This is a genomic window from Vibrio owensii (genome assembly GCF_002021755.1).
Classification (GTDB): Bacteria; Pseudomonadota; Gammaproteobacteria; order Enterobacterales; family Vibrionaceae; genus Vibrio; species Vibrio owensii.
On the sequence record NZ_CP019959.1, the window covers coordinates 3,406,101 to 3,419,665 of the forward strand.

Annotated in this window: 13 protein-coding genes and 1 riboswitch; of the genes, 5 read left to right on the forward strand and 8 right to left on the reverse strand. The window is 44.6% G+C overall.

Annotation, left to right across the window (positions count from 1 at the left end; genetic code table 11):
* Positions 1-21: 21 nt before the first annotated feature.
* Entirely contained in the window at positions 22-1,497 is a 1,476-nt protein-coding gene (locus A9237_RS15965) for a carboxypeptidase M32 (protein WP_078608621.1), read from the reverse strand.
* Positions 1,498-1,766: 269 nt separating this feature from the next.
* Here A9237_RS15965 and A9237_RS15970 point away from each other — a divergent pair, with 269 nt between their 5' ends.
* Together A9237_RS15970 and A9237_RS15975 are read left to right on the forward strand one after the other, a co-directional pair.
* Positions 1,767-2,402, forward strand: a complete 636-nt coding sequence (locus A9237_RS15970; protein WP_045481827.1) for a LysE family translocator — start codon at positions 1,767-1,769, stop codon at positions 2,400-2,402.
* Complete coding sequence (locus A9237_RS15975) at positions 2,402-2,968, forward strand: threonine transporter RhtB (protein ID WP_078608622.1); 567 nt, start codon at positions 2,402-2,404, stop codon at positions 2,966-2,968. The genes A9237_RS15970 and A9237_RS15975 overlap by 1 nt, the downstream gene beginning before the upstream one ends.
* Positions 2,969-3,068: 100 nt before the next feature.
* Here the strand turns inward: A9237_RS15975 and A9237_RS15980 are convergent, their stop codons facing one another.
* The 5 genes from A9237_RS15980 to A9237_RS16000 form a co-directional block, all read right to left on the reverse strand.
* Positions 3,069-3,737, reverse strand: a complete 669-nt coding sequence (locus A9237_RS15980; RefSeq protein WP_054823518.1) for a ParA family protein — start codon at positions 3,735-3,737, stop codon at positions 3,069-3,071.
* A 221-nt stretch (positions 3,738-3,958) separates the two neighbouring features.
* Positions 3,959-5,431 carry an aerolysin family beta-barrel pore-forming toxin gene (locus tag A9237_RS15985; RefSeq protein ID WP_078608623.1) on the reverse strand — a complete coding sequence of 491 codons (1,473 nt, stop codon included), beginning with the start codon at positions 5,429-5,431 and terminating at the stop codon, positions 3,959-3,961.
* Between the two features lie 516 nt (positions 5,432-5,947).
* Positions 5,948-6,409, reverse strand: a complete 462-nt coding sequence (locus A9237_RS15990) for a hypothetical protein (protein ID WP_005443522.1) — start codon at positions 6,407-6,409, stop codon at positions 5,948-5,950.
* On the reverse strand, positions 6,406-7,155 hold the full coding sequence (locus A9237_RS15995) for a winged helix-turn-helix domain-containing protein (protein ID WP_078608743.1): 750 nt from the start codon (positions 7,153-7,155) through the stop codon (positions 6,406-6,408). Before A9237_RS15995 ends, A9237_RS15990 begins: the two co-directional genes overlap by 4 nt.
* A 450-nt stretch (positions 7,156-7,605) precedes the next feature.
* Positions 7,606-8,982: an alanine/glycine:cation symporter family protein gene (locus A9237_RS16000; protein WP_005446084.1), complete on the reverse strand. Its 1,377-nt coding sequence runs from the start codon at positions 8,980-8,982 to the stop codon at positions 7,606-7,608.
* 116 nt (positions 8,983-9,098) lie between these two features.
* Positions 9,099-9,200: riboswitch (glycine riboswitch) on the reverse strand.
* A 530-nt stretch (positions 9,201-9,730) separates the two neighbouring features.
* Here A9237_RS16000 and A9237_RS27170 point away from each other — a divergent pair.
* Both A9237_RS27170 and A9237_RS16005 read left to right on the forward strand, forming a co-directional pair.
* Positions 9,731-9,889: a hypothetical protein gene (locus tag A9237_RS27170; protein ID WP_005434065.1), complete on the forward strand. Its 159-nt coding sequence runs from the start codon at positions 9,731-9,733 to the stop codon at positions 9,887-9,889.
* 31 nt (positions 9,890-9,920) lie between these two features.
* The gene (locus A9237_RS16005; RefSeq protein ID WP_078608624.1) at positions 9,921-10,655 is read left to right on the forward strand and encodes a chromosome partitioning protein ParA; all 735 of its coding nucleotides are present in this window, start codon (positions 9,921-9,923) and stop codon (positions 10,653-10,655) included.
* A gap of 122 nt (positions 10,656-10,777) precedes the next feature.
* Here A9237_RS16005 and A9237_RS16010 read toward each other — a convergent pair whose 3' ends face one another.
* Together A9237_RS16010 and A9237_RS16015 are read right to left on the reverse strand one after the other, a co-directional pair.
* Entirely contained in the window at positions 10,778-11,161 is a 384-nt protein-coding gene (locus tag A9237_RS16010) for a hypothetical protein (protein WP_078608625.1), read from the reverse strand.
* 254 nt (positions 11,162-11,415) lie between these two features.
* The gene (locus tag A9237_RS16015) at positions 11,416-12,192 is read right to left on the reverse strand and encodes an AraC family transcriptional regulator (protein WP_078608626.1); all 777 of its coding nucleotides are present in this window, start codon (positions 12,190-12,192) and stop codon (positions 11,416-11,418) included.
* A 101-nt stretch (positions 12,193-12,293) separates the two neighbouring features.
* Between A9237_RS16015 and A9237_RS16020 the strand changes: the two genes are divergently transcribed.
* Entirely contained in the window at positions 12,294-13,475 is a 1,182-nt protein-coding gene (locus A9237_RS16020; RefSeq protein ID WP_078608627.1) for an MFS transporter, read from the forward strand.
* Positions 13,476-13,565: the final 90 nt, after the last annotated feature.

A 13,565-nucleotide genomic window follows, 5' to 3' on the forward strand; every position in this document is an offset into this window, starting at 1 on the left:
ACTCGAGCTATTAACCGCACGCTATTTCAAGTATCGGCTTTCTAGATGTGCTTTAAAGTGCTTCGCGTTTAACACTTCACCTGTTGCTTGAGTCACCAAATCATCGGTCGAGAACAAGCTGCCTTTGCTCCAGATGTTGTCTGACAACCAAGTAAAGATTGGTGACAGATCGCCAGAGCGAATCGCGCCATCTACGTCCACGGTTTTCTGCATCGCTGCCATAAACTGCGCCGCGTACATCGCGCCAAGCGTGTATGATGGGAAGTAACCAAAGGCGCCATCTGTCCAGTGGATATCCTGCATACATCCGTTCTTAAAGTTGCCTTCTGTTGATAGACCTAAGTAAGCCTTCATCTTCTCATTCCATAACTCTGGAACGTCAGTGTGCTTGATTACGCCGTTCATTAGGTCGCGTTCAATCTCGTAACGTAGGATAACGTGAGCAGGATATGTCAGTTCGTCAGCGTCAACGCGGATGAAGCCTTTTTCTACGTGTGTGTAGATTTTCGACAAGTTGTCTTGAGCAAACTCAGGGCCTTCAAAATGGTTAGAAGCTAGTCGAGCAAGGTGCTCAACAAATGCTTGGCTGCGACCCACTTGCATCTCGAAAAACAGAGATTGAGACTCATGGATGCCCATTGAACGAGCTTGGCCAGCCATTGTGCCTGCTAACGATTTTGGAAGACCTTGCTCATAACGCGCGTGACCTGTTTCATGCACGATGCCCATCAATGATTGCACGAACTCTTTTTCATCGTAACGGGTGGTAATGCGAACATCTGTTGGTACACCGCCGCAGAATGGGTGAACACTCTCATCCAGGCGACCATGTTCAAAGTCGAATTGCAGTAGCTTCATGACTTCCAACCCTAGTGCTTTTTGTTTTTCAGCAGGGTAATGACCGTTCGGAAGCAGGATGTTGTTGGCTTTTTGCTTTTCGATGGCTCCATCAATCATTGATGGTAACCAGGTTTTCACGTCCGCAAATAGCACGTCTAGAGACGCTGAAGTAGTACCTGGTTCGTACAGTTCTAGCATTGCATCGTAAGGTGACGTGCCAGTCGCTTCTGCGCGAATTTGCGCTTCTTCTTGAGAAAGCTTAACCACTTCAGCCCAGTTCTTTTCGAAGCCGGCCCAATCGTCATTGCCACGTTGGGTACGCCAAGCATGCTCACATTTAGAGCCTGCTAATGACTGTGCTTGCACCAAAGATTCAGGCAGCAGGTTTGCTTGTTGCCAATCGCGTTTCATTTCACGCAGTACGGCTTGATCTTGCGTTGATAATGACTCTTCTTCTGCTTGTGCAAACAGATCACCTAAATGAGGTTGAGTCATAAGAGAGTGCATATGCACCTCTAGTTCAGCCATCGCGTTAGAGCGAGCTTCCGCCCCCCCTGCTGGCATGACGGCAGCTTGATCCCACCCTACGATTGCAGATAGGTGACCAAAGTTAGAGACTTTTTTTGAATGTTCGACGAGTTTTTGAAATGCGCTCATGTGGCTACTCTTTTGTTATGTTCTTTCCTTAAACGCCCCAAATGGGGTCCTTGAACGTACGTTCATATCTCTCGACACCGATGCAGAGAAAAAGGCAGCATCAAGACAATGCCGATAGAGAAGTGTGTCTAATTTACTATTTATTAACAAATAATGCAGGTCTATTGTGCACAAATTCAGTCACTTGTATAGCACACCGCAAAAGTTGCTTGCGAATCAAGCGGATTGACGGTATTGATGGGTGATACACAACAACTTATTAAAAGAATATGGATATTTTAAATTTTGAGGCATTTCTTATTGCCATTACGATTTTGACGCTCACGCCGGGATTGGACACCGCATTGGTGATTCGCAATACAAGCCGCGCGGGTCTTAAAGATGGTTGCACAACCAGCTTGGGGATCTGTTTCGGACTATTTGTTCATGCGCTGTTTTCTGCTGTGGGTATTTCTGCCGTTCTTGCTCAATCTGCGGAACTGTTCCAAATGGTGAAAATGGTGGGCGCCGCTTACCTAATTTGGCTTGGTTTGAGCAGCCTACGTGCACTGATGAAGACAAATGGGGGCATAGCGGTTTCTGAACAAGCGCATCAAGCTTACAGTGGCAAACGCTCATTCCGCGAAGGTTTTCTTTCTAATGTATTGAACCCAAAGACCGCCGTGTTTTATCTCGCTTTCTTGCCTCAGTTTGTTAACCCAGAAGGTTCTCCGTTGCTGCAATCAATGCTGATGGCTTCAATCCACTTCATTATTGCGATGGTGTGGCAATGTGGTTTGGCTGGCGCTTTGAACTCAGCAAAAACGCTACTGAAAAACGCGAGCTTTATGAAGTGGATGGAAGGAGCAACAGGTGCCGTGCTTGTGGCGCTTGGTATTAAACTACTTGTAGAAAAGCCAGCCTAATGCGTGTTCTTATTCGAATTGTCATCGCTTTAGTTCTATTTATCGTCGTCTTGCTCGGGATCGTCGCATGGAAGACGGTTCCCCAGTTGAACTTCGCCGAAAAAGGAATGAGGTGGGATTGGCACTGGGCTTACTTTGAGCCGTTTTCCAATGGCATCCAAGCCACGCGCACGCAAGATACGAAACAGCTGTTGTTACGCCGCGTTTACTTAAAAGAGTCAACCGCAGTATTTGTTGGAACCACATTAGACAACAAATTCGAGATTGATGTGGTTAACCAAGAAGCGTGTGAACCTGAGAGCAGCAAGTGGGTATCTGTTTCGGTAAATGGTCAGCCTATGTCTCATGTCCCAATGCTTTGTGAAGATTCGGGAGAGAGCTACATTTACCGCTTTGTTGGCAGCAAGCTAAGAAGCTTAGAGTTTGGTATTGAGGATGACTTCATTCGTGAAGACTTCAGTCAATGGCCGATTTCAGAGATAAAAGCGGACCAGTTCAAGCAACAACACTCTTCTTTTTTTAACAAGCAAGGTGATGGTGAAGAGCACCAATGGCTACGAGATTAAGTTTCTGGTGAAACTTTGAATAGAACAAAAAGAGACAAGTACCGATGCTTGTCTCTTTTTATTTGTCTGGAGGTTGAGTGCTAGATAGTGATGAAGCTTGTTACTCTAACCACTTAATCACGTTATCCCACAGGATTGGGTCAACGTTCCTTGCGTCAACCAACTCTTTGTCCATGAAAGGTTGTTGATACACTTCGGACTCGCTCATGATGCCTAGTGTTTTGAACTGGCGGAAGAAGCGCAAAAGACGCATAACGCGATCGAGCCTTTCGTCTTGATGAACGCAACGGTTGATGACAAAACCAATTTTGATTTGGCGAGACTTAAAGATGTGTTTCTCGATCAGCGTGTTGATGAATGGCAACGAGGCATGCAAATCAATAGGTGATGGTTGCATTGGTATGACTATGTAATCAACGTATCTAAGGTAACGCACTAAGTCGCTCTCTGAGAAGTTTGCCGGAGAGTCGATCACCACGTAATCCGTCGCGTTGCTGACCTTAAGCGTGACAGCAATATTAGACAAACTGCGAAGGGAAGGGTTGTAGCTCTGATTCGGTAGTTCATCAATGCCATCGGCCCAGCGATTGGTAGATTGCTGTTTATCGAAATCTATCAATTCTACCGTATGTCCATTTCCGATGAGTTTGCTGGCCAAACTGGCAGAGAAAGTCGACTTTCCCACACCACCTTTGAGATTTAAGACGATGATCTTTTTCGCTTTTGAGTAAGCGATACTGGTTTGGCGTTGTTTTACAAGCGGCAGCAAACTGTTTTCCCCAAATTACTAAATCAGGGCATTATGTACAAATTGTTAACTTAATTGGTTGGCATCCCATAAAATCATTCCTTGCTAATGCTTATTCTGAAGTTCGCTTTCCCTTATTTCATCAGTGTTCAAAGCAAAGAGTGTTCTGGAATAAGTAAAAAAGCCCGCGATGGGGAGTCACGGGCAAATTGTTGGTGATTCGTTGTAATTATTATTGAGGGTTAGTTTGCTGCCTGAACGGTCATCTCTGCACCTTCAAACCCAAGTGCGCTTAGCTCATCAGCATCAAAGTTGGTGGTAACTTCCACGTCGCCCACGCGCTGAGTGTTACCTTGCGGTAAATCGTTCGCTGAGCGAGTGCTGATTCCAAGTGGACTCGCTTGGCCAATTTCAATGGTGCCTGCGTATTGAGACTCTGCATAAAAATCACCGGATACGTAGGAATAGAAAGGTCGTAAGCTCGCGCCAGTGGCGTATTGCATGCTACTCAATCCTGCTTCTTTGATTGCCCAACTCCAGTCCCACCATTTCACTTCACCCGGAATATAGCGGTGATCCCATTGGTAACGAATATCCGCCGATTTGTCGCTACCACGTCCCATGGTAAAGGTGTGGCTTCGGTATGGACGATTGTCTGGGTGCGTGTGCCATGCGTTGCCACTCCAGCGAAGGAATCCGTAGAAGTTCACGTCATAGCTAACGTCGGCATTGAATCGATATGGGTAAGAGATGGTAGAGCGGTACAACTCAACACGCACTGGTAGCTCAGAGTTCGCAGGCACCATTGGGCGAGCTTGCAGCGTGACTTGCTCGCTGGTGGATGCGCCGTTTGAGTTTGAGAAGCTTTGGTTTGCTTCAAGCGTAATACTCAGCTTGGTATTACCAACCAATGGCCATTTGAACTCGTTTTCTGTCTTCACTTGCTGGGCAAAGCCGTAGCTGTTGGTCTTTGACCAGTTGGTGGACTCGTCCAGTTTCAAATCCACTACGATTTGCTGCGGCGTGTTACTGTAGTTTCTCGCCATGGCCGTGATGGTTTTAACAAGCTCGCGATCCGATTCAACTACATCACCATGCCAGAAGTTTTTGTCGTTTAGTGTGTAGGTAAAGTTGTCGACGGTGATTTTGGTTTTTTCACCACAACGGTAACCACTGCAAGAGCCACTGTTGTTACCTTGAATCACCCAGCGATCGCCCACGCGGTCAACTTTCATGTCTTCACCCACGTATTGGCTATTGTTGCCGCCAACCCATGCGTAACCAAGATTATGCGCAAGATAACTTAATGGGCGAACAAAGGCAGAGCGGTCGGTGACTAACTCATATTGAACATCAATTTCATCGCCTTCAGGAATCGCACGAGCTGGATAGTTCGGGATTTCTGATTGTGCTTCGTCCGGGTAACAGAAGGTTTTGCCATTCGGAGTATCACGTTTAATTAATCCATGATAACCCGGTCCCATGATCACCCAATCGCCTTTGAGGCCCGTGATCTGCCATTGACCCATACGAGCAAGTAGGGCACTTTTTTGCTCTTCAGCTTCATATCGGTCAAGTGGACGATAACCTGCTCGGCAGACATCTTCACCTAACTGGTCGAAGACGATTTGGTCTGGATATATCTTTGCATTTACACCACTTGCGAATGTAGACAGGATGGCGGCGGACAATAAACTAATGTTGATGTTTCGCATGAACGTTCCCTCATGGCTGTATTTTTATTTGTTTTATGTGCCCCGATCTCGAGGACAGGTTTACTGTTCCATGCTGATAGGATTGATAGTACTGAAAATAGTTGAAATATTATTACTGTAACGAATCAGTGAGTTGTATTATTGCATCTGTCATTTTCAACTAATGAAATCGATTGCCTTTTGAAAATAAGAGCAATAGCAGGTGGGTATATTCATGAAAGATTAAAATAGAATATTTACTCAATGACGAGGCTAAATATTGTCAGAATGAATTTGGAAATGATTTAAACGATTTTAACGAAACTTACACCTCAATTTATATAAGCAGAATCTAATGAATAAGTATTTTAAATTTAATAGTACAGACTTAAACATTAGTAATAATTAAATTTACTCATACTTAATTAGAAATAAATGAAGTAATAGGGAGTGAAGCCTTGTAATGAGTGACTTTTAAGCGAATAAAACTCACTCATCACAAGGCGAATATCAAAAGGGTTATTTCAAGCGAAAAGTTTATCGCTTAGCCAACAGTTTAGTGCGGCCAGTTTGTTTATCTCGGATAAGAGAGAAGGTTTCAGTTTGAAGCAGTACTTCGATATCAAAATAGATAGGGTCATCGTTTAGCACAAGATAGGGCGAAAGAAACGAATCATTTAACGCAGGGCGAATTTCTTGCACCGATAGCAGATTCATTTTGCCAGAGACTGACAAGCTCGTATCCGAATAAGGGCGTGACTTGCCCTTAAAGCTAAGGATGATGGGGTTCGACATTGATTCGTCTTGTAACGAAGCGATATGAGTGATAACGCGGTGATTGACCCGGGTTAAGCCATCAATCCGAACAGTGTGCTCATGAGGAAGAATATCGACCACACTGTGGTGATAGCGTTTATCTTCGGTATCGTGATAGCAAGGTAGCTTCCAAGCGCCGAAAAAGACCACGCAAGAGAGGGCTACGGCAATATACGCCTTCATTGGCTTTCCTCCGCAATAAACTGACCGATCGCTTGAGAGGCTTGTTCGAACTGACCTGCCGTATAGAACACATTGATGGATTTTCGCGTGTGCTTATTCAACCAAGACAACTCAGAGAACTGCTCGTTTTCCTCGATGTAAACCACGCAATGACACTGATGTTGAGCCAGTAACTGTTCAAGGTGCGTTGATAACTGCGTATTGGGATCGGTGTATACCTCTAGTGTCCCAATAGTGTGTTCATTTAAGGCTTTGTTGCGTTGAGGGTGACTGTATTTGCTATGAAACTTACTCGCACTTACTAGACTGGCCGCAAATAGAATGCCCAGAGAAACGATATAGCACGCTAAGTTTTTATAGTTGGTTTCATGTTTGTTCGGCAGTGGTGGTGTTGGCTGCTGCACTGATTTCTGTTGTACTTTTTCATCTGGTGGAGTCGCAGCGACAAGGCATTCGTTCAGCAAGACGCCTTCAACTAAACGATACCCGACCTTAGGGACAGTAACGATAGGGGACTCTTTTATCCCCACTTTGGTAAAGGTCTGCCTGAGCACACTGATGCTCTTCGCCAACGAAGTTTCACCAATGTATTCGTTCCCCCATGCAAATTGCACAATGTCTCGCTTTTCAACAACTGCGGGGGAATGTTCGAGAAGCAAAGTGAGGATTTGTGATTCACGATACCCAATTTTTACCGTTTTATTGCTGTTAGAAAGCGTGTTTTTAATAGGGTTATATAAGATCATACGATTATTTTTGTTTTTATTATAAAGCGAAAGAGACGAGTAGAAAGAAACCACTCATCTCTGTTATATGAATAAAGATTAAAATTAGGTCACTTTTATTTTGATGGTTTTAATAGTTAGCTACCTATTGATAGAAGAAACCATAATCATAGTAAAACATCAACTTTGTGCCATGTTAATCTTTCATTTAGTGATATAGCTTCAATGAAAGAACCAAAATAATCACACAGCAATAATATGGTTTAGGATTTACTAAATAACAGTGATGCTGACATTTAATTTAATATTGTTACACATGTCATTATAAGTTTAATTATTTGATAACTTGGTAGGAATTATTAGCCGAGTGGAAAATAAAAAGTGAAGAGTTAAATAGAATGAAAAGAATAACGAGAAAGGGGTATATAAAAAAGCCCACTGAGTCAGCGGGCTTAAAGTTTCTAGCTTGGATTATGCTTTCACTGCATCAAAATCATCCGATTGAGATGACGGCTTGAAGAACAGTTTTGTTTCTTCCAACACCACATGGCGCAGAGCAATCAAACCAATCAGGTTAGGAATTGCCATCAGACCGTTTACGATATCAGCCAGTAGCCAAATCATATCAAGGTGAAGGAACGCGCCAGATGCTACCAAACCAACGAAAATCAGTTTGTATGGAAGCACAGCTTTGGTACCGAATAGGAACACAACGCAACGCTCACCGTAGTAGTTCCAACCAAGAATGGTGGTAAACGCGAAGAACATAAGACCGATAGACACCAGCATTGGGCCTAATGTCTCTGCGTTCAAACCAACGGCAAATGCGTGTGTTGTCATCGCCGCACCAGCAAGGTCACTTTGCCATGCACCTGTAAGGATCAAAGCAAGACCTGTCATGGTACAAATGATGATGGTATCGAAGAAGGTACCCGTCATTGAAATCAGGCCTTGTTTAACACAAGAATCCGTTTTCGCTGCTGCGGCTGCCATTGGCGCACTACCCAAACCTGATTCGTTTGAGAATACACCACGTGCGATACCAGATTGGATGGCCAGCATAATGCTTGCACCCAAGAAACCACCCGTTGCTGCGGTTGAAGTGAATGCAGACACCAACACCAACTCAACTGCGTTTAGCAATTGGTCTGCGTTCATGATGATCACACTCAAACACGCCAACACATAAAATAGCGCCATTGCTGGAACCACTTTACCTGCTACGCTCGCAATCGACTTGATACCACCCAATGTAACGAATGCCACTAGTAGTGTCAGGATGAAAGCCGACAGCTCACGGTTTACACCAAGAGAAATCTCGCTTGCATCAAGAATCGCATTCACTTGTGGGAAGGTACCGATACCAAAACAGGCAACGCCCAATGCAAATACCGCGAACATGATAGCCAGCGCTTTCGAGCCAACACCATATTGTAGGTAGTACATAGGACCACCAATCATTTGGCCTTTGTCGTCAACACGACGGTATTTCACCGCAAGAAGACACTCAGCGTATTTGGTTGCCATACCGAATAGGGCAGCGAGCCACATCCAGAATAGGGCACCAGGGCCACCAAGTTTGATTGCGGTAGCAACACCAACGATGTTACCTGTACCAATGGTTGCAGACAGCGCAGTACATAGCGCTGCAAAACTAGAAACGTCACCCTGTTTATCAGATGACTTATCTTTACTGAATACCATCGCTAACGCAGTTGGTAGGTGTTTAAATTGGATCAAGCCTAGGCTAAAAGTGAAGTAAACACCGGTACCCACGAGCAAAAGCAGCAGTGGTGGACCCCAGACAAAGTTATCAATGGTTTGAAGTAAAGATTGTAGGTCGTTCATGATTTCCCCTTAATAAAACAACTAATAAGGAGAAGAGGGAAAGGACGAGATCAACGATCTCAAATAGCCATGCTATTCAAAATAAGGCGGGAACGCCAAATAGTTAGGTTGTTACTTTCCACTCCTCTGTCCTTTTGCCTGAGAGTTTCACCCCGCACACATGTGCAGGACTTGCTCCTTCGGCGACCGATTTAACGGTTCTCTCCAGAGGTTCCTCCAACTACAGTCCCCGCTACCAAGGTAGCACCTGAAATAGTTAATTCTTCGGCGAGTTACTCTAACCAAATGTTAAGATTTGGTTAATAACCACTCTCCTGCAGTCTTCATCGGAACATTTACTCAATCAAATGAGTAAAGGTTAGTTAATGATGCTGGTCACCATTAACGTGTGAACTCTATCATGTTTTGTTACCATTTCAACACCCAAATGAAGATTTATTTTCAACACATTATGCGGGTTTTGTTGTCTTAGTTTCATAGACTTGCTGATTAATTGAACAAATAACTCTCTATGTTGGTCATTCTTGGTATGTATGGAAGGGGAGAGACCAATGGTAGGATTTGATGAGAGTTGTCTAGGCTGGTGATAAGTTGTTCAGTTTAGAACAGAAAATTGATCAAAACGGGAGCAATCGCTTCAAAATCTACGCTAAGTTGACCGTAAGCTACGTAGAAATAGGTTACAATGATTCCTTGCGCAACTGTCTATGGAATCGGATAAGTTCTTATTATTGGACAAGGAGACGGTATGACCAGATTGTTAGCCATAGCGGTATTGATTGGAGTAGCGTTTGTGCTATTTCGTTATCGTACCAATGAAAAAGTCCAAAAGGCGACCGTGATTACCTTGATCGGCGCATTCTTAATTTATACCGCGTCAATCATGATTGCGGAACTCACTCGCTAGCAAACCAGCAGAGTCCTTGGAGTAAGATACGGTGACTTCTCAAAATAATATTGAAGACCAAGACGAAGTAGTTGTCATTGAGGAGCGCGATAAGCGTACTCACATTTATATCGCGATTGCGGCCTTATTAGGTTTAGCGTTCGGTGGTTTGGCTGGTTCTGCAATGACAGCAAGCAAGTGGGAGTCGACCTATCAAGTGCTGGAAGAAAAGTACCAAGCACTGGCACAAGACAAAACGAACTTGGTCTCTCAAGTAAAAACACGTGAAGCGGGCTTAGATAAAGAGATCGACGCTAAAGTCGCGACACTGTTGGCAGAGAAAGAAGAAGCGCACAAAGCGGAAGTTAAAGCACTTCAAGAGCAACTGACTGAAGTGGAGAAGGTGAACTTGTCTCTTGAGTCTCAAGTGAAGGAACAGAAAGCAACGTTGAACACGACCAAGAGCGAGAACGACAAACTTAACCGTCAAGCAGACATGCAAGCGACCATGTTTGAACGTTCACGTGAAGTGTTCCGTAAAGAGCTGCAAATCTCACAAGAGCTTGAGTCACTAGAGAAAGAACGCCAAGCGCTGTTACCGAAAATCGAAACGCTGAAGAAGGAGTGTGACGTTTTCTTAGAAGGTAAGTCTTGGGATGTGAAATCTGACGCGTGTGACAAGCACGATGAAGCGAACTCACGACTAAGCCAAGTTGACCAGCTCATCGAAGTTCACAAGATGGACTTGAAACAGATTAAAGAAATCACTGAAGACATGGGGCTGTAGCCTCAAAGCATAGAGCGATTACGATCTTCAAAGATTTAGAAACAGAAAAGGAGCTCAGTGAGCTCCTTTTTTATGCGCGATGTTTCGCTAGAACTATTTGTCGTTGGGGCAATTGCTAGGGATCAGATGCGAGACGCGTCGTAGCCAGAAGCCAACAGCAATTCACGCTCGTGCTTGATCAGCTGAGCACGATCCTCAATCAGTTCGTTAAGTGCTTGAGAAGGTTTCCCTGCCAGCGTTTTAAATGCATCAAACGTCTCAGCACTGTCGATTTCATCAATCATGCTGCTGATGACGTTACGCGCTTCGCAAGGGTTATCATCGGTGGTGAAGTACTCTACTTGTTTTGCCGCAGACTTCATTTCGGTGAGCAGTTCTAACGGGCTACTTTCTTTTGCCACTGCCATGTAATTATCAAGTACACGCTTCGCATACAACAATTCTCTTAGTGGGATATCTCGGCCACTTACAATCAGCGATTCATTAAGGATCATACTTGAGCTCATTGGCATTCCTTTTTTATCAATAATTAAAACTTCTTGGGCATTGGCTTGAGTCTAATTTATTGAAGTCTGAATGGGAATGCCCAAAAAGCACATTATTAAACGATTTTTCTGATTATTTACGCTTTTCTAGTGAGTAAGTACGCAAGTTGCGTGTTTGGTAGAATCTTCAGAAGATAGGTCAGTCAGGTGCTATGAGTGTTCGATTGCTCTCTGAGTGGATCAAATGTGGCGTTATCGGTTCTCAATATTCAACATTAATTCATGAAGAAGCGACCTGGCGTCACCCCAAAGCTTTGTTTGAATAGATGATTAAAAGCACTCACGCTGGTAAAACCACACTCCAGTGCAACGGTGGTAACCGGGAGGTTTTGCGCCAACAACGTCAAAGAGTGGAACAACCTTGCTTGTTGACGATACTCGATGAAAGACATGCCAACTTCGTTGCGAAACAAGCGGCTCAAAGTACGGCTACTAACGTTAATTTCTTCTGCCCATTGTTTTAATGAACGATTATCCGCAGGCTCATCCAACAGTGAGTTACAAACTTGTCCTAGCTTGGCATTGGTGGGAAGAGGGAGCTGAATGGACGCTTGCGGCGCGACTTTTAACTGATCCAACAAAACCTGAACAATACGCCAATACGCCTTTGTGCTTGCTTGATCGGCCGGTTGCTCAGAAAGATGAATGAGCATCTCACGCAGCATTGGCGACACGTTGAGAACATCACTCTGGTTTGGCAGTTCAGTGTCGATGCTTGGCAACAAGTAGACGTTTTTCATTGCCGCATCACCATACATGTAGACCTTGTGGCTTTTATGCGCTGGGATCCACACGGCTCTTTGAGGCGGAACGACCCATAGCTTAGATTCTGTCTCGACTGCCATCACACCGCTGCTTGCGTACACCAGTTGGTTGTGCTCATGGCAATGCCAATCAATCACGTGTCCATTGGGGTAGTGCTTGGGAATGACCACAGCCTCCAAGCGATTGATGCTGGCGTCCAAACTGATGGCTTTGATGTTTTGGCTCATTTGAGCAATAACCTGTCTTGATAGAACCTATACGCCAAATGCTAGCCAGATAAACTGAGCTTGTCATTAATTAGCTATCCGTTATTTGGTTTGGAGTCGAGATGAACCGTTCCTTTCACTCAGGTGTCCTCAATGTGGGCCATGCGCTTAATCATTATTTCTTGCTCATTTTTCCTTCTGTCGTACTAACGTTGCATAAAGAATGGGACATGAGTTACGCAGAGCTGCTCCAAGTGGGGAGCGGGGCAATGCTGGTTTATGGTGTGATGTCCATGCCTGCAGGTTGGCTGGCGGATCGTTGGAGTCGAAAGGGCATGATGATCGTTTTCTACTTCGGGATGGGTACCTCTGCGTTACTTACCGCTCTCGCGCAAACGCCATGGCAAATGGGATTGGGGCTTTGTGCCATCGCCTTGTTTGCCGCGATTTATCATCCCGTCGGTATCGCACTTATTTTTAGCTCTGCAAACAAAACCGGCAGGGCTATCGCGGTAAATGGATTAGCAGGTAACTTAGGTTTGGCGTTTGCTGCAATGGGAACCGCTTGGTTGTGCCAATGGTTCTCTTGGCAAGCTGCATTTTATGTTCCAGGTCTTGTGTGTTTATTAACTGGTGTTGTGTACTGGTATGCATCGAAAGGTGTTACTGATATCGAACATGGAAAAAATATACGTGACGACGTAACGATGCCTTTGCGACAACTCAAAGTGCTGTTCGCTTGCGCAGCGGTGGTTGTCTTCTTTGGTGGGTTGGTTTTTCAATCTACGACGACCTCGTTACCTAAAATCATGGATGCACAATTTAGCCAATCATTGAGCCTTTCAAGCACGTTAACCACATCGATTTTTGTTTGTGCTGCGTTTATTCAGCTTGTTGTGGGTGAGTTGCTCGATCGCGTTGATATCAAGAAGCTGCTCGCCTGTATTGCTGGTGGGCAACTGTTCTTCCTCCTATTAGCGACGGTTACTCATGAATGGTCATTGGTTCTTGTGTTTGTTGGTTTGATGCTGTGTACATACGCGCAAATACCAGTGAACGATTGGCTTATTGGCCGTTATTCCGATGTGAAATGGCGCTCAAGAATCTATGCCGTTAAGTACACATTAAGCTTTAGTACTGGACCTATCGCGTATTGGCTTATCGCAGCGACTTATGCTCATACACAAGAGTTTGTATTGATGTATTTCATCCTTGCTGGTGGGATGGGGCTTGCATCACTGAGCGCAATGATGATGCCTTCCTCACGCAAGAACACCGAAGCACAACCTAACCTCGCACAGTGACTTTGAACGTATTTTGATTTGTGCAAATTCTGCATAAGTGATGTACCGCGCGTGTGGTTTTTCCATTTCGAGCGCTCCCTATAATGCTCC

Coding starts and splice junctions, on each gene's coding strand:
- A9237_RS15985 (WP_078608623.1), bottom strand. CDS start 5,431: ATGCGAAACATCAACATTAGTTTATTGTCCGCCGCCATCCTGTCTACA.
- A9237_RS16020 (WP_078608627.1), top strand. CDS start 12,294: ATGAACCGTTCCTTTCACTCAGGTGTCCTCAATGTGGGCCATGCGCTT.
- A9237_RS16015 (WP_078608626.1), bottom strand. CDS start 12,192: ATGAGCCAAAACATCAAAGCCATCAGTTTGGACGCCAGCATCAATCGC.
- A9237_RS16000 (WP_005446084.1), bottom strand. CDS start 8,982: ATGAACGACCTACAATCTTTACTTCAAACCATTGATAACTTTGTCTGG.
- A9237_RS16010 (WP_078608625.1), bottom strand. CDS start 11,161: ATGAGCTCAAGTATGATCCTTAATGAATCGCTGATTGTAAGTGGCCGA.
- A9237_RS15995 (WP_078608743.1), bottom strand. CDS start 7,155: ATGATCTTATATAACCCTATTAAAAACACGCTTTCTAACAGCAATAAA.
- A9237_RS15990 (WP_005443522.1), bottom strand. CDS start 6,409: ATGAAGGCGTATATTGCCGTAGCCCTCTCTTGCGTGGTCTTTTTCGGC.
- A9237_RS15970 (WP_045481827.1), top strand. CDS start 1,767: ATGGATATTTTAAATTTTGAGGCATTTCTTATTGCCATTACGATTTTG.
- A9237_RS15975 (WP_078608622.1), top strand. CDS start 2,402: ATGCGTGTTCTTATTCGAATTGTCATCGCTTTAGTTCTATTTATCGTC.
- A9237_RS15965 (WP_078608621.1), bottom strand. CDS start 1,497: ATGAGCGCATTTCAAAAACTCGTCGAACATTCAAAAAAAGTCTCTAAC.
- A9237_RS27170 (WP_005434065.1), top strand. CDS start 9,731: ATGACCAGATTGTTAGCCATAGCGGTATTGATTGGAGTAGCGTTTGTG.